The organism is Nocardia sp. NPDC059240 (assembly GCF_042753865.1).
Taxonomy (GTDB): Bacteria; Actinomycetota; Actinomycetes; order Mycobacteriales; family Mycobacteriaceae; genus Nocardia.
In genome coordinates, this window is record NZ_JBHZAC010000001.1 from 136,521 (window position 1) to 155,718 (window position 19,198).

At 68.0% G+C, this 19,198-nt stretch carries 19 protein-coding genes; 10 read left to right on the forward strand and 9 right to left on the reverse strand.

Translation table 11 applies throughout. From position 1 onward, the window contains the following. Complete coding sequence (locus ACFXHA_RS00670) at nt 1-162, reverse strand: hypothetical protein (protein ID WP_379351891.1); 162 nt, start codon at nt 160-162, stop codon at nt 1-3. 114 nt (nt 163-276) lie between these two features. Then, complete coding sequence (locus ACFXHA_RS00675; protein WP_379351892.1) at nt 277-801, reverse strand: class I SAM-dependent methyltransferase; 525 nt, start codon at nt 799-801, stop codon at nt 277-279. Between the two features lie 136 nt (nt 802-937). Between ACFXHA_RS00675 and ACFXHA_RS00680 the strand changes: the two genes are divergently transcribed. Continuing rightward, nucleotides 938-1,729, forward strand: a complete 792-nt coding sequence (locus ACFXHA_RS00680; protein ID WP_379351893.1) for an alpha/beta fold hydrolase — start codon at nt 938-940, stop codon at nt 1,727-1,729. 20 nt (nt 1,730-1,749) lie between these two features. Here ACFXHA_RS00680 and ACFXHA_RS00685 read toward each other — a convergent pair whose 3' ends face one another. Next, the gene (locus ACFXHA_RS00685; RefSeq protein ID WP_379351894.1) at nt 1,750-2,526 is read right to left on the reverse strand and encodes a helix-turn-helix domain-containing protein; all 777 of its coding nucleotides are present in this window, start codon (nt 2,524-2,526) and stop codon (nt 1,750-1,752) included. A gap of 295 nt (nt 2,527-2,821) precedes the next feature. Between ACFXHA_RS00685 and ACFXHA_RS00690 the strand changes: the two genes are divergently transcribed. Genes ACFXHA_RS00690 through ACFXHA_RS00715 form a run of 6 tightly spaced genes read left to right on the forward strand, consistent with a single transcriptional unit; the run spans nt 2,822 to nt 10,122 of the window. Further along, the gene (locus ACFXHA_RS00690) at nt 2,822-4,027 is read left to right on the forward strand and encodes a 2-deoxy-scyllo-inosose synthase (RefSeq protein WP_379351895.1); all 1,206 of its coding nucleotides are present in this window, start codon (nt 2,822-2,824) and stop codon (nt 4,025-4,027) included. Between the two features lie 16 nt (nt 4,028-4,043). Beyond that, nucleotides 4,044-5,318 (forward strand): DegT/DnrJ/EryC1/StrS family aminotransferase, encoded by a 1,275-nt coding sequence (locus ACFXHA_RS00695; RefSeq protein WP_379353393.1) that lies wholly within the window; start codon nt 4,044-4,046, stop codon nt 5,316-5,318. Further along, nucleotides 5,315-6,514 (forward strand): GNAT family N-acetyltransferase, encoded by a 1,200-nt coding sequence (locus tag ACFXHA_RS00700; protein ID WP_379351896.1) that lies wholly within the window; start codon nt 5,315-5,317, stop codon nt 6,512-6,514. Before ACFXHA_RS00695 ends, ACFXHA_RS00700 begins: the two co-directional genes overlap by 4 nt. 22 nt (nt 6,515-6,536) lie before the next feature. Continuing rightward, nucleotides 6,537-7,673: a cytochrome P450 gene (locus tag ACFXHA_RS00705; protein ID WP_379351897.1), complete on the forward strand. Its 1,137-nt coding sequence runs from the start codon at nt 6,537-6,539 to the stop codon at nt 7,671-7,673. Next, a complete protein-coding gene (locus ACFXHA_RS00710) occupies nt 7,670-9,271 on the forward strand; it encodes an MDR family MFS transporter (protein WP_379351898.1) in 1,602 nt (533 codons plus the stop codon). Before ACFXHA_RS00705 ends, ACFXHA_RS00710 begins: the two co-directional genes overlap by 4 nt. Before the next feature lie 50 nt (nt 9,272-9,321). Next, nucleotides 9,322-10,122: an alpha/beta fold hydrolase gene (locus tag ACFXHA_RS00715; RefSeq protein ID WP_379351899.1), complete on the forward strand. Its 801-nt coding sequence runs from the start codon at nt 9,322-9,324 to the stop codon at nt 10,120-10,122. On the opposite strand, the gene ACFXHA_RS00720 is transcribed toward ACFXHA_RS00715, so the two are convergent. Then, nucleotides 10,104-10,676, reverse strand: a complete 573-nt coding sequence (locus tag ACFXHA_RS00720) for a DUF664 domain-containing protein (RefSeq protein WP_379351900.1) — start codon at nt 10,674-10,676, stop codon at nt 10,104-10,106. The genes ACFXHA_RS00715 and ACFXHA_RS00720 overlap by 19 nt on opposite strands. Nucleotides 10,677-10,757: 81 nt before the next feature. On the opposite strand from ACFXHA_RS00720, the gene ACFXHA_RS00725 reads away from it, so the two are divergent. The 3 genes from ACFXHA_RS00725 to ACFXHA_RS00735 all read left to right on the forward strand — a co-directional run bounded on the left by ACFXHA_RS00725 (nt 10,758) and on the right by ACFXHA_RS00735 (nt 12,600). Beyond that, nucleotides 10,758-10,967: a hypothetical protein gene (locus ACFXHA_RS00725; protein WP_379351901.1), complete on the forward strand. Its 210-nt coding sequence runs from the start codon at nt 10,758-10,760 to the stop codon at nt 10,965-10,967. Between the two features lie 37 nt (nt 10,968-11,004). Further along, on the forward strand, nt 11,005-11,307 hold the full coding sequence (locus ACFXHA_RS00730; protein WP_379351902.1) for a putative quinol monooxygenase: 303 nt from the start codon (nt 11,005-11,007) through the stop codon (nt 11,305-11,307). A gap of 99 nt (nt 11,308-11,406) precedes the next feature. Next, nucleotides 11,407-12,600, forward strand: coding sequence for an NAD(P)/FAD-dependent oxidoreductase (locus ACFXHA_RS00735; protein ID WP_379351903.1), 1,194 nt, complete (start codon nt 11,407-11,409; stop codon nt 12,598-12,600). A 28-nt stretch (nt 12,601-12,628) separates the two neighbouring features. On the opposite strand, the gene ACFXHA_RS00740 is transcribed toward ACFXHA_RS00735, so the two are convergent. From ACFXHA_RS00740 to ACFXHA_RS00760, 5 genes are all read right to left on the reverse strand, one after another. Then, a complete protein-coding gene (locus ACFXHA_RS00740; protein ID WP_379351904.1) occupies nt 12,629-13,336 on the reverse strand; it encodes a hypothetical protein in 708 nt (235 codons plus the stop codon). 22 nt (nt 13,337-13,358) lie between these two features. Beyond that, entirely contained in the window at nt 13,359-14,723 is a 1,365-nt protein-coding gene (locus ACFXHA_RS00745) for a serine hydrolase domain-containing protein (protein ID WP_379351905.1), read from the reverse strand. A 78-nt stretch (nt 14,724-14,801) separates the two neighbouring features. After that, nucleotides 14,802-15,293: a GbsR/MarR family transcriptional regulator gene (locus ACFXHA_RS00750; protein ID WP_379351906.1), complete on the reverse strand. Its 492-nt coding sequence runs from the start codon at nt 15,291-15,293 to the stop codon at nt 14,802-14,804. A gap of 309 nt (nt 15,294-15,602) precedes the next feature. Then, nucleotides 15,603-16,358, reverse strand: a complete 756-nt coding sequence (locus ACFXHA_RS00755; protein ID WP_379351907.1) for an alpha/beta fold hydrolase — start codon at nt 16,356-16,358, stop codon at nt 15,603-15,605. 87 nt (nt 16,359-16,445) lie between these two features. Then, nucleotides 16,446-19,169: an AAA family ATPase gene (locus ACFXHA_RS00760; protein WP_379351908.1), complete on the reverse strand. Its 2,724-nt coding sequence runs from the start codon at nt 19,167-19,169 to the stop codon at nt 16,446-16,448. Nucleotides 19,170-19,198 lie beyond the last annotated feature (29 nt).

Below are 19,198 nucleotides of genomic sequence, written 5' to 3' on the forward strand. Positions count from 1 at the left end.
TCAGCGCCGCACAGCCTGGACGCGAATCGTGGGCGGGGCATAAAACCACCGCCGTTCGTCCCGCAATTCCGTCTGCGCGGTTGCGATGACCTCGGGCGAAACACCCAGGGCGATCAAGGATTCGCGCGCCTGCACCCAGGTGAGGTCCCACATGCGGGCCATTGCCGAGCCGCCCCGGAACATGGGGATGTCAGCCTCTGCTCGGATCTCGCCGAGGCCGCGCGACTCCAGGTGAGCAGGCAGATTTCGAGCCCAGGATTGATCGGCCCCCGCGGACTACGTCGAACGGGCGAAGGCCCGCCAGAGCTCGCCGAACGCACCCGGCATTTCGTCGCGAACACCGAGCCCGTCGCCTTCTTCGAGCAGGAGTACGCCGCCGGGTGACAGTGCCCGGATGAGTCGGTCGAGCACGATTTCTCGTTGGGCGATGTGCAGCAGCACGAATCGGGTATGGACGAAATCGAAGGCGGCTACGGGGAGTTCGTCGGTGACCAGGTCGATCCGGGCGACTTCGCCGCCGTGGCCGGGCAGGTCCGTCAGGTGGCGGGGGTCGGCGTCGACGGCGAGCACACGGCCGGTGGGGAGGACTTCGCGGCAGAGCCAGCGTGCGAAGGATCCGCCGCCCGCTCCGGCCTCCAGGCAGCGTGAGCCGGGGCCGATGCCGAGTTGTTGTGCGTAAGTGATGCTTTGGGGGTCGTAGGCCGCGCCCAGGAGTGCGAGGCGTTCGGCGGCGAGATCCCAGTCGTTGGGCAGCGTGTAGTGCGGGTCGCGGGGAGCAGCGGTTGGCGCGGTGCCGGTCATGGCACGACGCTAGGCCGCGGGTGCCAGGGGCGGCGGCGAGACGAGGGGTTCGTGACGCGTATCGCATCCGCGTCGAGTCGGGGTGAAATCTGTTGTACGGTAGGCGATCCTGCAGGTGAAGCGAGAAAGTTTCAGAATGCCGTTTGCGAGCCGGGGGGCCGTCAAGATCCATTACACGGATACCGGTGGTGGGGGACCCGCGGTGCTGCTGGGGCACAGCCTGTTCATGGATCAGGAGATGTTCGCGCCGCAGATGGCGGCGCTCGCGCCCGACTACCGGGTCATCGCCATCGATTCGCGCGGGCACGGAGCCAGCGAGGACGACGAAACACCGTTCAGCTATTGGGATCTGGCACGCGACGCCTGGGCGGTGGCCGACGAGGCGGGGCTGGACCGGGTGGTCGTGGGTGGGGTCGCGCACGGTGCGTTCACGGCCGTGCGGATGGCCCTGCTGGCCCAACCCCGGGTGGCGGGGATGATCCTGATCGGGTCGAGCGCGGACGCCATGACGCCGCAACGGCGACTCGGCTACCGCGAGGTGCTCGACATGTGGATCAGCGCCGCGACACCGGGACCCACCATCAAGATGGTCTGCTCGCTCATGATCGGTGGCAGTGCGCACGATCAGCAACCGTGGCGTGACAAATGGGCGGGTGCGCAACGAGAACGGGTACGGCTGGCCGGCGAATGCCTGGTCAACCGTGAGGCGGTGCGGGAACTGCTCGGCGAGATCCGATGTCCGGCACTGGTGTTGCGCGGGCTCGCCGATCAGGCCAACAGTGCCGAGGAAGTCGACGATGTGGCCGCGGCACTGGGCAATCCGACCAAGGTGCACACGATTGCCGGGGCCGCGATGACGCCGAACTTGACCCACCCCGCGGAGGTCAATGCCCTGCTGCGCGAGTTCCTCGCCACCCTGCCCGCCTGATCAAGACCCTGCCCGCCTGATCAGGCCCCCAGCAACCCGATGAACAACTGGTGCGCCGGGCCCGGCGCGGTCCCGCGATAACGCTGCACCCGCACGTCGAACACCGTGGCCGTGCGCGGATTTCGCAGCGTGAACGTGGGATCGCCCCGGCCGATGTGCACATGCCCGGCGGTCCACAGCCGCCGGAAATCCGCCTGCTCGCCGAGCTCGCGCAGCAGCGGATCGACCTCGGCCCCGGCGGCATAGGCGCGGAAGCGTCCGACCATCAAACGTGCCTCCCGCTCCCATTCCTCGACCACGATGCGCGCCCACGGATCGGTGAACATCCACCGCAGCACGTGCCCCTGCCGCGCCAGCCCCGGCAGCGCCTCGTCGAAGGCACTGTTGCAGGCCACCACGTGCCAGCCGTCGTCGAGGGCGGCGGCCAGATGCGGCAGCAGCGCGTCCAGGGTGGCGCGCACCGCGTCCGCGGCCGGATCGCCGCCGTGCAGCGCCCGCGTGCCGCACGCGGCCGGTCGCTGCTGCGCGAGGTGATAGAGGTGGATGCGCTCGGCCACATCGAGTTCCAGTACCGCCGCGAGCGAATCCAGGATGGCCGGACCGGGATTGAGCGCCTCGCCCTGTTCGATCTTGGCGATATAGCCGAGGCTGGCATGGGTAGCCTCGGCGAGCTGCTTGCGGGTCAGCCCCGCCGGATACCCGCCGGTGGGTCGGGCGCGTCGTTCGCGCACGAACTCCGCCAGTGTGGGCGCGCGCAGCCCGGTGGCGGTGAGCAGCCCGAATTCGTTGTCGGCCAACGGCATCCCTTCGCAGGAGTCGACGTCGCCCCAGCCTAGGCGCACGACCCGGTGCCGGCGGGCCGGAACGACGAGCCGGGGTGCCCGGATCGTCCGGTACCACCGGCGGTGGTGGTGGGGCGAAAACCTGTTTCGCACAGGGGTGCTCGCGAATTCACCCGCTCATCACTGGGGTATCTCAGCGGTTGCCAAGCGGGGAGTTCGCATTCGATATTGGGCCGTGCGAGGGACGGCAGTGGCGCCGGACAGGGGAGTCAGCGGGGTATCGGCGCTAAAGCGAGGAGCGACACCGGAAATGTCCAGCAATTCATTGTCGCGCAATGGATCAGGGGTGCACGACGGATCGGGGTTGCGGTCGCGCCCGATCGTGATCGGGGATGAAACCTTTCCCTACTCTTTCGGTCGCGGCTGCGTCCCCGAAATAGCGGCGGCGATAGGGAATCTCGCACCCGACAAACTGGTCTTCGTCACCGACGACGACGTCCTCGCCCGCTACGGCCGCGAACTCGACACCCTGGCCGGTGCGATCCCGGCTCTGATCCTCTCGCACCCTGCCGGCGAGTCGATGAAGACCCTCGATTGCCTGACCGAGCACCTGGAAACCGCGCTGCGCGCGGGCATCACCCGCCGATCCGTGATCGTCGCCTTCGGCGGCGGCGTCCCCGGCAACCTGGCCGGACTGATGGCGAGCCTGCTGTTCCGGGGTGTGCGCCTGGTGCACGTGCCGACCACCACCATTGCCGCCATGGATTCGGTGCTCTCGCTCAAACAGGCCATCAACAGCGGCGTCGGCAAGAATCACCTGGGCACCTATTACACGCCGGAAGCCGTGTTCACCGACGTCGAATTCTTCACCACCCTGCCCGAACGCGAATTGCGGTCCGGCCTGTGCGAAATGGCGAAGAATTGCCTGGCGATCCAGCCGTCGGCCCTGCCCGGACTGCGCGCGGTCATCGCCGGTGGCGCATTGACGGCACCGGATTCGCTGCTGTGGCTGCTGGAGGCCAGCATTGCCGCGAAATCGGCCGTCACCGTACGCGATACCTTCGAGCGGCGCGCCGGACTGGTACTGGAATACGGGCACACCGTTGGCCATGCGATCGAAATCTGCGATCACCGGGCGCGGGGTGCGGCGGGGTTGCCGCACGGTACCGCGATAGCGCTGGGAATGCTGGTGGCCGCGCATATTTCACACGCGCGGGGGTGGTTGTCGGATGGCGAGGTCGGTGTGCACTACGAGATCGTCACCGGTCTGGGCGTGGAACCCGTACTTCCGCCGTCGGTGCGCATCGACGACGTGCTCGCGGTGGTGGCCGACGACAACAAACGGGGGTATCTGCCGCTGCATGCCGACACGGTGCCGTTCGTGCTGTTGCGTGCGCTCGGCCGTCCGGAGCTGACCGGGGAGCTGCCGCTGACACCGGTGCAGGTGCGCGAGATTCGTGCGGCCCTCGACGTGATCGTTCAGCCGTCGGCCTCCGCGCCGATCGTGATCGGGTAGGCGCGCGGTGCTGGCGATGCACGGCGGCACCCCGGTTCGCGGTCCGCGACCGTGGCCGCGCTGGCCGCAATACGACACCCGCACCGAGACCGAACTGCTTGCCGCACTGCGCTCTTCGCGCTGGTCGGTGAGCTGGTACAGCCCGGACGGCGAGAAGTCGCGCGAGCGGCGCTTCGCCGAGGCGTTCGCCCGCTACACCGGTGCGGCGCACGGCGTCAGTGTCGATCACGGCTCCGGGGCACTGGTCATCGCGCTCGAGGCGCTCGGCATCGGCCCCGGCGACGAGGTGATCGTGCCCGCCATGACCTGGGTCGCGCCCGCCACGGCGGTCCTGCGAGTGGGTGCGCTGCCGGTCCTGGTCGATGTCGACCCCGCCACCGGCTGCCTCACCGCCGAGCACCTGAGCGCCGCGCTGTCGCCACGCACCAGGGCGGTGATCGTGGTCCATTTGGCGTGCACCGCAGCAGAAATCGAGAATATCGCGACGGTCGCCACCGACGCCGGGCTCGCCCTGATCGAGGACTGCTCGCAGTCGCACGGCACCCGCTGGGCCGGGCGCGCAGTCGGGACCTTCGGCGCGATCGGCGTATTCAGCCTCGGCGCGGCCAAGACCCTGGCCGGCGGAGAAGCCGGGGCCGCCATCACCGACGATCCCTCGCTCTACGAGCGAATGCTCATGCTGCGCGCGGATTCTCGCGGCTACACCGCCGTCGCACCCGACCCCGGCGACTACGAACTCGTCGAAGACGGCACGGTCATGGGCGCGAACTACTGCATGTCCGAGCTGACCGCCGCGGTGCTGCTCGATCAACTGCCGCGGCTCGACGACCAGCACGACATTCGCGCGGCCCGCGCGAAGGAACTCGAGGCCGGGCTCACCGACATCCCGGGCCTGGCACCGATCCCGGTACCGGCACAGGTCGATCGGCGTGCCATCTACGAGTACGGAATCCGGGTGCGGCCCGGTGCTTTCGGCGCGATCGGCATCGATTCCGTGGCCGCCGCACTCGCCGCCGAACTGGGCACCAAGGTGTATCCACCCCGTGTGCCGCTGCATCGCAGCGTGCTGCTGCGCCCACAAACCAAACCCCGCTTCTCCGCGGCATGGACCGCGACCGTCGACCGGGCCACCGGCCGCGCCTACCCCGGTGCCGACCACTACCGCGACCACACCCTGCTGATGCATCACAGCGTGCTGCTCGGCGACCACCGCGATGTCGAGGACGTGCTCACTGCACTGGACAAGGTTCGCGCCCACGCCGGCACGCTCGACCCGAAAGGCACACCGTGACTTCCGAACTCATGGCCGACTGGCAGAGCCGCACCATCGACGGCATCCGCACCCGTCGCGCCGTCGAGACCGACTGGCCCGCCCTGCGTGACCGCTACGCCCGGGCGTTCGGCGGGGTGAAGACCCACGACGTGCGAGCCTGGCGGCGGCAGTTCCGGCTCGAGGACATCGCGGTCGTGGAGGACGTGACCGTACCCGGTACACCCCGCCTGGTGGGTACCGCCGCCGTCCTGCGCACCAGCGTGACCGTCCCCGGTGGGGCGCAACTCGAGGTCGCCGCCTGCGCGCAGGGCATGGTGGCCACCACGCACCAGAAGCGCGGCATCTACGCGAAGGTGCAGGCCGAACTCATGACCATTGCCCTGGAGACCGGCGCGGATGTGCTGGCTGCCATGCCGGGACCGGGCGGCAGCTACGCCTACGTGGGCGTCACCACGCACACCCGGCACCTGCGCATCGATCGTGCTCGCGCGAAACTGCGCACCGCACAGTGGGATTCGGCGTCGGTGCGGGAGGCGAACGTCGCCGAATCGGTGGGTGAGCTGCGTGCCGTCTACGCCCGCTGGCAGCGGGCCACTCCCGGCGCGCTCGATCGCGCCGAATCCTGGTGGCCCAGTGCTCTCGACCCGCACGCGTTCGTCATCCTGCACCCGGACGGCTACGTCGTCTACCAGCTGCTCGCGGACACGGTGCTGGTCAAGGACTTCTGCGCAGTGAGTGTGGCCGCGCACCGGGACCTGTTGCGCTGCCTGCTCGGTCAGGGCGAATACGCCGAGATCCGCATGGACACCGCCGTCGACGACCCGACCCCGTTGCTGCTCGAGGATTCCCGCGCGGTCGCCGTGACCGGCGTGGACGAGGGCATGTGGACGTGGATCCTCAACCTGCCCAAGGCGATCGCATGCCGGGAATTCCGGGCGGACTTCCACGGTGTCATCGAGGTCGCCGACCCGTGGGGCCTGAGTACGGGCACCTACCTGCTCGACACCGTCGACGGGTCCTGGACCGCCGCGCCGGACGCCCCACCCGATCTGCGCATCGGCCCGCTGGAACTCACCACCGCCTACTTCGGCGCGCACACCCTCGGCGAACTCGAACGCGCCGGACGGGTCGACGAACTCTCGCCCGGTGCCGTCACCGCGCTCGACAGCGCGCTCGCCGTCGCACGTAAACCGTTCAACACCACGCCCTTCTGAGAACACGCGAGGACCCAGCATCATGACCACACCTGTCGTCGGTACCTCATCGCCGCCCGTGTGCCCGGTCTCGGGCGTCACCCGGGTTACCACCCCCACCGGAGATTCGGCCTGGCTGGCCACCGGCTACGAGTTGGTTCGCGAGCTCTTCGCCGACCCGAGCCTGGGTCGCTCGCACCCGGCCCCGGAAACGGCTGCGCGACTGGGGGAATCGGCCTTCTCCGGTGGCCCGATCGGCGACTTCGACACCGAATTCGCCGATCACGCGCGCATGCGGACGCTGCTGGCACCGCATTTCACCGCCAAACGCATGCGGGCCCTGCGACCGCGCGTCGAACAGCTCACCACCGAATTGCTCGACGCCATCGAGGCGCAGGGTGCGCCCGCCGATCTACAGGCCGACCTCGCGCTGCCGCTGCCGTTGCTCGTCATCTGCGAACTCCTCGGTGTGCCCTATGCGGATCGGAATCGCTTCCGCCGGTGGGTCGATGCGATCGGCAATGTCACCGACCGTGCCGTGGTCGAGCAGGGGGTCGGCGAGTTGTTCGCCTACTGCCTGCACCTGGTGGGGGAGAAGCGGCGCGAACCCGGCGATGACGTGGTGTCACGACTGTGCGCGGTCGAAGGTGTCACCGATGACGAAATCGCCACGCACGCCATGGTGCTGTTGTTCGCCGGGCACGAGACCTCGGCGGTACAGATCGGTGTCGGGGCACGCATGCTGCTCGAGAATCCGGATCAGTGGCGGCTACTGCACGAACGCCCGACGCTGGTGCACTCGGCCGTCGAGGAGTTGCTGCGGGCCTGTGATGCCAGCAGCCTGCCGCGGTATGCGCGCGGCGACCTGACCATCGGCGAAACCGCGATTCCCGCAGGCGATCTGGTGCTGCTGGGCATCGCCTCGGCTAATCACGACCCGTCGGTGTTCACCGAACCGGAGCACGTCGACATCACTCGTCAACAGGCCGCGCACTTCCTGTTCGGCTACGGCCCGCGCTACTGTCTCGGCGCGCCGCTGGCCCGCATCGAATTGCAGGTCGCCTTCGGTCAACTCGTCGCCCGCTTCCCCGGCATGACCCTCGCCGTCGACCCGGCCTCGCTGACCGAACGCGACGAGGTCTTCACCGGCGGCCTGACCGCACTTCCGGTCCAGTGGTGACCACCCCGAGCACCCACGAGGATGCACACGACATGGCACTCGCCACCACCGATTCCGCGCCGCTGGTCATGACCCGCCGCCGGATCTGGTTCATCTTCGCCGCGCTGTCGGCGGGTCTGTTCCTGGCCAGCCTCGACCAGATGATCACCGGCGCAGCCATGCCCACCATCGTCGGGCAGTTGGGCGGCGTGCCGCACATGGCCTGGACCACCACCGCCTACCTGCTGGCCACCACCATTGTGATGCCGATCTACGGAAAGTTCGGCGACTTGTTCGGCCGCCGTCGGCTTTTCCTGTTCGCCATCACCGTGTTCACCGCCGCCTCCCTGGGCGCCGCACTCTCGACCGGATTCTGGGAGTTCATCGCCTTCCGGGCACTGCAGGGCGTGGGCGGCGGCGGGCTGATGATCCTGGCCCAGGCCACCATGGCGGATGTGGTGCCGGCCAAGGACCTCGGCAAATACGGCGCGCCGATGGGGGCGATCTTCGGGCTGACCGCGGTCGGTGGACCCGTACTCGGCGGGGAGTTCGCCGACCATCTGGGCTGGCGCTGGTGCTTCTGGATCAATGTGCCGATCGGGTTGGCGGCCTTGGCCATTGCCGCGCGCTACCTGACCCTGCCGAGTAAACGGCCGAGCGTGCGACCGGACTATCTCGGTGCCGTGCTGATGACCGCCGGGACCGCATTGCTGATCCTGCTCAGCGACTGGGGCGGCAAACGGTACGGGTGGGGATCACCGACCATCCTGGGCATGATTGTGGCTGTGGCCGTAGTGATTTCGGCGTTCATCGCGGTCGAATCCCGAGCCGTCGAGCCGATGCTGCCGTTGCGGCTGTTCCGCAATCGCACATTCTCGACCACCTCGCTGCTCGGATTCGTGATGGGGCTGATCATGTTCGCGTCGGTGGCGTTCGTGCCGACATTTCTGCAGATGGCCACCGGTGTCTCGGCCTCCACGTCGGGTCTGCTGTCGATCCCGATGACCGTCGGCATGTTCCTGTCGGTGTCGATCTCCCTGGGCGCGGTGACCCGCACCGGCCGCTACCGCGTCTACCCGCCACTCGGTGTCGCGATCATCGCCGCCGGGATGACCTGGATGACGCGCCTCGACGCCCACACCCCCGCCTGGATGGTTTCGACCATGCTGTTCGTCATCGGGCTGGGACTGGGCATGGTGATGCAACTGCTTGTCATGTTGGTCCAGAATGCCGTTCCCGCAACCGATGTCGGCACGGCGACCAGCGCCAACAACTACTTCCGTGAAATGGGCGGCGCGCTCGGGGTGGCGATCTTCGGGTCCGTCTTCACCCATCGACTCACCGGCAACCTCGAGGCAGCGTTCCGAGCGCACCCCCGGGAAGTGCTGTCCACCGGCCTGAATCCCGCCGCGCTCCCACCCGCCGTGGTCGACTACCTCCCGGCACCGCTGCGTGACGCCATCGTCGGCTCGTACGCCGACGCCCTGGTCCCGGTGTTCGCGTACATGCTGCCCGGCCTGGCCTTCGCGTTCGCGATCGCGCTGCTGATCCCCCATCTCCCACTCGCCGAGGTCTCCGGCTTGGTGGCGCGGAAGGAGGCCGTCGAGGAAGGGGTATAGGGGACATTTCTTCAAGACGAAGTCCGTTGTCCTGCGGCATCGTAGAGCAAATGATGAACCTTCCCGGCGGTGCCGTCCACGTGGTCACGACCGGTGCGCCCGACACTCGCGCGGTGGTCCTGATCCACGGTCTGGCCGGCTCGACCTCCTGGTGGGATCCGATCATGCCTGCCCTCGAGGATCGCTACGTCATCCGAATCGACCTGTTGGGGCACGGCCGATCCGCCAAACCCGAAACCGGCTACGGCATCCCCGAACACGCTGCCCGTGTCGGTGCGGTCCTCGACCGGTTGGGCGTCACCCGGGCGACCCTCGTCGGTCATTCCACGGGCGGTTACGTCGCCACTGCGCTCGCCGAGCAACGTCGCGCGCTGGTCTCGGCCATCGCACTCATCGACACCGGTCCTCGCGCCGACGCCTTCATCGACAACGGCCGTCTCGGCAACCTTCTGTACAAGCCCGCCATCGGCCGTCGCCTCTGGCCGTTGCTGCCGACGCCCGTCCTGCGCGCCGCGATGAGCAGCGCCTTCACGCTCGACGTCACAATCCCCGACCAATGGGTGGCCGACCTCAACGGCATGACTTACACCAGCCTGACGGCCACCTCCGCGGCCGCCCTCGCCTACTTGAGGGCCCGCCCCGAACCAGCCCGCCTAACCGACCTAGCCCTACCCACCCTCGTCATCTATGGCACCCGAGACCACCGCTGGCAACCATCCTCCTTCGCCGACTACCGCGAAGTTCCCTCGCTCCGAACCGAACCCCTCGACTGCGGCCACACCCCCATGCTCGAAGATCCCACCAGCACCGCCGCACTGCTCTCGAATTGGCTTCAGGGACAGGGTGACTGAGGCCGCCAACCCGGAGGCGGATCCTCACCGACACGGCCGTCGACAGCTTCCCGCAGCAGGTCGGCGTGGCCGGTATGGCGGCCGTATTCCTCGATGAGGTCGCACAGTAGGCGGCGGAGGCTGGCGCGGCGGCCGTCCGGCCAGGCCTCCTGTGTGAGTTGCTCCGGGCCGCCGGTTGCCAAGGCCGCGGCCAGCGTTTCGCGTGAGCGGGCGATCGTGGTGTCCCACAGCGTGTACAGCTCCGCCGGGGTGTCGGCGGATGCCGAGGTGAAATCCCACTCGGGGTCGGACTGCCAATCAACGCTGTCCCACGGCGGGTTGGCCGGGCTCCCGGAGAGTTTCCGCGTGAACATCTCGTCCTCGGCGCGCGACAGGTGCTTCAACAGGCCACCGAGCGTGAGCGCGGAAGCGCCGATCCGAGTATTCAGAGCGGCCGCATCGAGGGCGTCGGTCTTCCAGCGGAATGTCGTCCGCAGCCGCTCGAGCGCGCCGATCAGATGCTCTGCCTCGGTCCCCGCGAGCGGCGGCTCCCAGGGAGTATCGCCGTCGGTCATGGTCCCACCCTAAGCCGCGCATCCGTCGGCGGGAGGCGGCCACGCCCGACGAGCATTCGATGCCTGGATTACTGTGGGGCCGTGGGTATTACGGAATTCAGTCCGGGGGATGTGGTGTGTTTCCCCGAGGGACCCTTCAGCGGGGTTTGTGGTGTTATCCGCTCGGTGGATGTGCGCCGGGCCGAGCTGCGGATCGATTTCAGTGAGGGAACCGTTCATCGTGAGGGCAATGTGCTGCGCGAACGACGCCACAGTTTCACCGTCGGATTCCACGAGGTCGAATTGCTCTAGCGCGCGCCGCGATGCCTGGGCACCTAGTATTTCGCGAGTGTCAGATTCTGTGCGACTAGTCATCCTGATCACCACGCTGCCCGGTCAGGGACACCGGCAGGCGGCGGCGTTCGAGCGTCTTGCGCCCCTGGTGCGCGCCGAACCGGGCTGCGTGCAATACGACCTGCACCGGGTGACGGGAGACCCGGATCAGTTTGTACTGCTGGAGGAGTGGGCCTCGCGGGAAGCGCTCGCCGCCCACGACCTCGCGCCACACATGATCGAGGCCGCAACCACGAACAAGGCCTTCCGGGCCGGGCCCGCACAGGTCATCGAGTTCGCCGCCGCACCGGTCGCCTGATCACCGGGTGATCCGCGCCACAAGGCGCGCAAAGGATGTCACTCTTCCGGCCTGAAAAGTGTCTACGGCTGCGACACCACCATGGGTGAAGGAGCGGACATGACCGGGAACATCAATGTCGTAGTCGTCGGAGGCGGATACGCGGGCGTCATGGCGGCCAACCGCCTGCGCTCGCGTGCGGACCTGTCGATCACCGTGATCAATCCGCGGCCGCGGTTCGTGGAACGAATCCGGCTGCACCAGTTGGTCGCCGGAACCTCGCAGGCCGTGGTCGCGTACGACGAGGTGCTCGGCGACGGGGTTTCACTGATCGTCGACGAGGCCACCGGCATCGACCCGGCACGGCGCACCGTTGCGCTGGCGAGCGGCGACACCATCGCCTACGACTACCTGATCTACGCCGTGGGTAGCCGCAATGCCGCGCCATCCGTACCCGGTGCGGCCGAATACTCCTATGGCATAGCCGAATTCGAGCAGGCCGAGCGCCTGCGCGCAGCCCTCGCCGAAACCGACCCGGCTGCCCCGATCACCGTGGTCGGCGGCGGCCCCACCGGCATCGAAACCGCGGCCGAACTCGCCGAATCCGGCCGCTCCCTCACCCTGGTCTGCGGCGGCCAACTCGGCCCCTACCTGCGCACACCGGCCCGCCGCGCGGTCGCCCGCCGACTGACCGCACTGGGCGTAACCATCATCGACGGCCCCGATGCCAAGGTCGCCGCCGTCCACCCGCACACGGTCACCCTCACCGATGGTCGCGAACTCCCCAGCGAAATCACCATCTGGACAGCCGGATTCACCGTCCCCGCCCTCGCCGCCGACAGTGGCCTTTCCACCGATGCCGTCGGCCGCCTCCGCACCGACGAGACCCTCGTCAGCATCGACAATCCCCGCATCCTCGCCGTCGGCGATGTCGCCGCCCCCACCGATCAACCCCTGCGCATGAGCTGCCAGGCCGCCATCCCGCTCGGCATCCACGCCGCCGAAACGCTCCTCAGTCACCTATCCGACACCGAACCGCGCCTACTGAACATCGGATTCGTCGGCCAGAGCATCAGTCTGGGCCGCCACCAGGCCACCATCCAGCCCGCCCACCGCGACGACACCGCCATGCGACCCTACCTAGCAGGCCGTCTCGCCGCCGCGATCAAGGAAGCGGTCTGCAAGTCCACCATCAACACCCTCCGCAACGAGGCCCGCAAACCCGGCTCCGCCTTCACGATCAAGGGTGGCAAACGCCAACACCGCCTCGCCGCCGCCCGACTTTCCAGCAGCGAAAAGCTGGCGGGGCGGTGATTGTCAGCCGCGCCGAGGTCTGTGGGCCTTACTTGTTCGGGGGCACGAACGGTTGATTGATGGTGGTGAAGTATTGGATGGCGGCGGCGATCGCGATCGGAGCGGTCACCAGTAGCTGGCCGACAACCGTACCCACTGCACCGAATGCGGCGACGCCGCCGAGGCAGCCGGCGAACCCTGCGGGTAGGAACGGCCCGAACAGTCCGACGACGGTGGCTGCTGCGACCGTCGCGCCTGCGATAGCGCCCAGGGCGCAGCCGATTCCGGCACCGCCGACGGTGCCGAGTAGGGTGCCGACGACGGCGCCGACACTGATCGTGCTGACCAGCCGATTCCAGGCCGCCGCCTCGCGGTCGTAGGGACTTTTCCAGGCCGCTGAATCGTCGAAAGGCAGTGCGACAGGCCGGTAGACAGCGTGCTGCAGATCGAGTCGTGGCGTCAGAACAGCAGCATGATCGTGGATCTGCGCATCAATAGGGAAGACGAAATCGTTTACGCGGAAGGATAATTCGGTACCAGCGAGGGTTGTGCCGTCTTCCGCTCTGATCTCGAATACGTTGTTGTCGACGGCAACGGAACCGGTATCGGTGGTGATGATCGCCGACGATTCGGTGGTGCGTGCGGTGTAGGCGACGCCTTCCGTTCCGGGCGTCGGTGTGGCGGCCGCAGTCCCTGCATCGAGACTTGTCACGGTGATCGCGAATGCGGTGATCAGGGCAAACTTGTTGATGTTCATGAGGTTTCCTCAACACAGAAAGTCAGGCGACTTTGGGCGTGGCACGCATGCTCACGTACACGCAAGGGGTGCCGTCGGCCGTGACGGCGAAGACGACGGGGGTGTAGTCCTCGCCGTCGGGTCCGCCGGTGGCGGCGAATACGGTCTGCGAGACGGGAGTCAGCGTTGTCTCGAATGCCGGGGCCAGGTCTTTCATGCCGTCGATGAACTCGTATCGAATACGCGCTCGGCCGGTGTTGTCGTCGACGGTGATCCGCACGCCTTCGCGTTGGTAGGCACCGACGAGGACGGTCATATCGACCTCGGGCGGGTCGGCGGGAGGAGCGAACGGTGCGGGCATGCGTACTCCGGCGAGCTCTGCGAGCAGTTCGCCGACCAGATCCGAATACAACCGGGTGAATTCGCCGCCGTTGATGAGCAGGGCGATCGCCACTCCGGCGGAGGGGACGACGCGCAGGTAGGAGTGCTGGGTGACCGCACTGCCATCGTGACCGAAACCGGTGGTCCCGTCCCAGTCGTAGAGCGCCCAGCCCAGCCCCCAGCCATCGGCGGACATGGTCCACTTGTCCGGGGTGTCGACCTGGCGCCGCTGCATCGTCGCCACGGCCTCTGTCGACAGCAGGCGAGTGCCGTCGGGGGCGATGCCTCCGTCGAGGTGCATCCGAGCCAGGCGCACGACATCTGCCGCAGAGATGATCACCCTGCCGTACGGCCCGGCCGATCGCGGCATCAGGTCCCACTGTGGTGCTGGTTCCGGATTCGGACCGGTCGTGTGACCCATGGCCACGCGAAAGCGAAGGGCCTGCTCCGGCAACGTCATCGAGCGTTGCAGGCCCAGCGGTGTGAAGATCATGTCCGTGAGCGCGCGGTCCCAGGTCGTGCCGGTGACCACCTCGACGATGCGGCCGAGCACGACATAGCCGAGACTGCCGTAGGAATACGCGGTGCCGGGCGGCAGATCCAACGGCACCGAGCGTGCGGCTTCCACATATTTGGCCAGGCAGTCGTCACCGCGGCCGGAGTCGTAGTTGAAGTCATTGGTGACTCCGCCTGTGTGGCTGAGCAATTGGCGAATGGTTATCCGCTGCGTGGCTTGCGCGTCGGGAGTCGCGAACTCCGGAAGCAGACTCACCACCGGCGCGTCCAAGTCCAGCTTTCCGGCATCGGCGAGCTGCATGACGAGGGTGGCCGTGTAGACCTTCGCGGTCGAGCCGGACAGGAACACCGAGTCGGTCGTCACGGCCACACCTGTCGCGGAATTCAGTACACCGCTGGCCAATTCGTGGATCGTGCCGTCGGTCAGCACCGCCAGCGAAGCGCCCGGAACGTGGTGTTCGGCGCACAGTTCGTCGAGGCGGTCTTGCCATGCGGCAATATCGAAGCTCATCGGGCTTCTCCTTATGTGGGCGTGGGGCATCGCGGGCACCCATCAGGTGTCCGTGAACCGGTGATCAGGGAAGTGGGATTAAGTGGTCGGCAGCGTGCCCGCAGCGCGTAGTTCGTCTCGGTGAACCTGCCATTCGGCAGCGATCGCCGGCATGCGCTCGGTGATGAACTCGGCGAAGGCGCCCGCCTCTGCCAGACGGGCCCGGCGCGGGCCGGGCGAATCGTGCAGCAGGTCGAGTCCGCGCTCGACGATCGCGGCCAGCATGCGGTATTCCTCGCTCTTGTCCAGCAGCCGCAACCAGATCCCGGGGTCGAGGTTGATCCGATCCACTCGTTCCCCGGCGGTGCGCGCACGTTGCACCCACGACCACTCTTCGAGCTGAGTGACCGCGGCGGCCACCGCGCTGCGGCTGACCCGCAGCGCCTCGCTCATTTCGGCGATGGTCTGCTGGGCCGGATCGCAGATCAGCAACCATCCGATCACGCGGCCGGTCATGGGCGGCAGACCGTTCTGACGTGCGAAGTGCCGTCCGATCCCATCGACGAAATTGAGCTCATCATCCAGCGGCATACCAAGACGGTAGCACCACGGTTCCTGAAATGACAGGAATTCCTGTTATTTCAGGAGCGTTGCCTCACGCTGCGCCGAGTCCATGCCCCAGGCACCACGGCGTCTAGTCGGCGAAGCGGAAGCTGGAACTTGGCCGGACCCGAATCACGTTGTGTCAGAGAAGATCCGACTGGTAGCGCTGAGTAGCAATGGTGCACGTTCCAGGGGCCGGCCGTTGAACATGCATCGGTTTCGTCGGCCAGAGCATCAGCCTGGGCCGCAAGCGCCAACAACGCCTCGCCGCCGCGCCCGTCCGGCAGTGACCGGTGACTATGCCTCGGCGAGGAATTCGACGGTCGCGGTGGTGAGTTCGGGTGCGAGGAACGCGCTTCCGTGGTCGCCTGGGACGCGGACGAAACGACTGTTCGGCAGGAGCGTTGCCAACTGGTCGGCATCGGAACGGTTGTCTTGGTCACCGATCGCCACGAGCGTCGGCACGGAGATTCCCCGCAGTGCAGGCTCGGGGGTTGGAACAAGCGAGTCGAGCACACCCAACATCATCCGCGGCTCCGCACCGGTCATCGTGATCGCGCGTGCCGTTCTCGCATCGGCCGATTCCGGTTCGATCGCGGTTCCGTTGACGAGGGCGGTGAGTACTCGGTGATTCGCGCCGACTTGCTGGGGTCCGCTGACCTTCGCCAGGCCTTGCCCGGCCACGATTGCGCGGCCCGGAATGGCGCCTCGTGCAAGCATGCGCACGACGATTCTTGCCCCGAGCGAATAGCCGCCGAGGTCGTAGTCGCCGTCGCGGAGCCCTAGGAACTCGACGAGTGCGAACCCGTCATCGGCGAGGACATCAGGGGAGAAGGTGGTGGAGCCGTTCGGGGTTGCGCTGTCGCCGTAGCCGCGGAAGTCCGGAAGTAGAACCCGGTAACCCTTTTCGGCGATCCGGACCACGAGGTCGAACCCGAGCAGACGCGAGCCCAGTCCGCCGAAGCCGGGCAGGAAGATCAGTGGTCGACCGGATCCGGTCTCGTGCCAGGCCAGTTCCGTGCCGTCGCGGCCGGGGAATCGATGAGTAGCCATACCGCTACAACCCTAGCTTCGTGACGTCCCGACGGCGACAACCGCGTCCTGTTTCGGCAGGGCGCGCTCGGCCTGAGTTGTTCCCACTCAGCGTGATTCGTGGAGGAGGGCGGCGAGTTCGGCTCGGGTCGCTACGCCGAGCTTCGGGTACGCCTTGTAGAGGTGGTAGCCGACGGTGCGGGGGCTGAGGAAGAGTTGGCCGCCGATGTCACGGTTGGACAGTCCTTGGGCGGCGAGGCGGACGACCTGAAGTTCCTGGGGCGTAAGCAGATCCAGGACCGAGGTGGTGGGTCGGCGGCCGGTGGTGTCGCCGGTGGCACGCAGTTCGGCGCGGGCGCGGTCGGCCCACAGGTGCGCGCCGAGCCGGTCGAAGGTTTCCGCGGCGATGCGCAGGCGGGTGCGGGCCTCGGCCTTGCGTTGGTCGCGGCGGAGCCATTCGCCGTAGAGGAGGGCGGTGCGGGCGCGTTCGAAGGGGCGGCCGCCCTTCTCGTGCAGCCGCTCGGCGGCGTTGTACCGATCCTCGGTTTCATCGGTCGGACCGGCCAGGGCCAGGCAGCGCTCGTAAACCGCTTGTGTGCACGAGGATCCGCTGGCGGCCGCCCACCTGCGGAATCGGTCGAGCGGTTCGGCGAGATGGTCGGTCCGGCCGACGCGTACGGCGGCCTCCACGCGTAGCGGGGTGAACGAGACGGATCCCGTGAAGGCCGCGGCCACGAACATCGGTTCGCGGGCGGCGGATTCGAGGCGATCGAAGACCAGGTCGTAGCGGCCCGCGCCGAGGTCGAGCATGGCCAGGGCGGTGGTGGCGAGTGCGGCTGTCGCCGATTCGCGGCGGTCGAGCGCGGCGGCGAGGGCGGGCTCGGCAAGGTCGCGGCAGCGTGTCGCGTCGCCGGTGAGTGCAGCGCCCCACGCGAGTACGCAACGGGGGCCGTCGATTTGGTGGTGCAAGCCGATGGATTGTGCGAGGGCGAGGGCTTCCTCCGCGTGTACGATGGCGTCGCGGGTATGGCCGGTCGCGTATTCGGCGGAGGCCAGATAGTGCAGGCGCAGCGGCAGGGTGCCGAGTGTGGATTGTTCGCGTGCCTCGGCGACGAGGGTTTCGAGCAGGTCGCGGGCTTCGTCCTCGAAGCCGGTCATGAGACCCATGGCGGCGCCGTTCATTCGCTCGTCCTGGGTGAGTTCCGCAGCGTGCGCGTGTGCGTGCTCGGCGCAGGCGCGCAGCCGCGGCAGTGCGAATTCGTCATCACCGCTGAGCATTCGGGCCAATCCGAGCAGCCCTTCGGTGATCAGGTTGGCGCCGTAGCGCTGGTGCAGCAGGCCGGCTGCGCGCATGGTGAGGTCGGCATCGCCGACCAGAAAGCCATGACGCACCGCATCGACCAGCATCGGGGCCGCAGCCTCGGCAGGCGCGCGGTCGGCAGCGTCGATGAGCAGACGCGCGGCGGTGTGGCGGGATCCGAATTCGGCCTCGACGACGGCACGCAGCGAGGCGAGCCGCGGGGCGTCGGTATCGCTGACCGCCCTGCGGCCGGCCCGGCGTACGAGCACATCGGTGCGGTGCAGATCGCCGGCGACCGTTGCCGCTCCAGCGGCGGCGATCAAGCGTCGGGTGCTGGTCGAAACGGCGACGCTCAACTCGGCGGCACGCTCCATCGCCGCAGACGACGCGGCATGATCCGCGCGTTCGAACGCCCGACCGGCGACGGCCTCCAGATCGTCGGCGAGGCCGTCATCGGAACCGGTCGAGGCCGCGGCACGGTGCCACACCGCCCGGTCGACAGCCTCGGGGCTACCGGTTCGGAGCAGCGTATCGGCGAGCGCGTTGTGGACCGCCAGCCGCCGGTGCAGCGGTGCGTCGCGCAGTACAGCGGCACGCGCCAACGGATGCCGGAAGCTGACCTGATCACGTTGGCGCACAAGCAATCCCGAGTCCTCGGCGGCGGCCAGGTCGGCGGTGCTCGCGCCGAAGGTCGCGGCGGTGTCCAGCACGACCGACAGTTCTCCGGTCGGCTCGGCCGCCGCGACGAGCAGGAGGGTGCCCGCGGTTTCGTCGAGCCGGGCGGCGCGGGCGCCGAACGCGGTCTGCACTCGCGCCGAGAGCGGGAGCATGGCGAGGTCGTAGGGCACGGTGGGCTGTTCGGCGCTGAGTGCGGACGGCAGTTCGACCAGCGCGAGTGGGTTGCCCTCGGTTTCGGCGAGCATGCGAGCCCGCATCGGCGGGGTGAGTTCGGGGTAGCGCTCATCCAGGAGGGCCGCGGCGGCCGCGTGGTCGAGTGCGGCGAGTTCATGCACGGTGATCCCGGCCATGGGCTGGGCGACACCGCGCACGCCGAACAGCAGCAGCACGCCCTCGTGATCGAGCCGGCGGGCCGCGAAAGCCAAAGCCTCCGCGGAGGATCGGTCCAGCCATTGGGCATCGTCGACGAGGCACAGAACCGGTCCTTCCTCGGCGAGTTCGGCCAGCATGGACAGGACGGCGAGGCCGATCAGGAAGCGGTCGCCGGTCTCGGCCGCGGCCAGGCCGAAGGCGCCGCGCAGGGCGGCGGCCTGTGGGTCGGGGAGGGCGTCGAGGCGATCGAGGACCGGGCGCAGCAGCAGATGCAGTCCGGCGAAAGGCAATTCCGCCTCGAGTTCGATTCCGGCCACGCGAATCACCCGCAGTCCGCCGGCTTGGGCCGCGGCGTAGTCGAGCAGGGCGGTCTTGCCGATGCCGGGCGGTCCGGTCAGCACCAGCGCTCCGCTGCGGCCCGCGCTCGTCTGCGCCAGGAGTCGATCGATCAGCGCCAACTCGTCCGCACGCCCATGTAGCACTCGACGGACCCTACTTAACCGACATGACA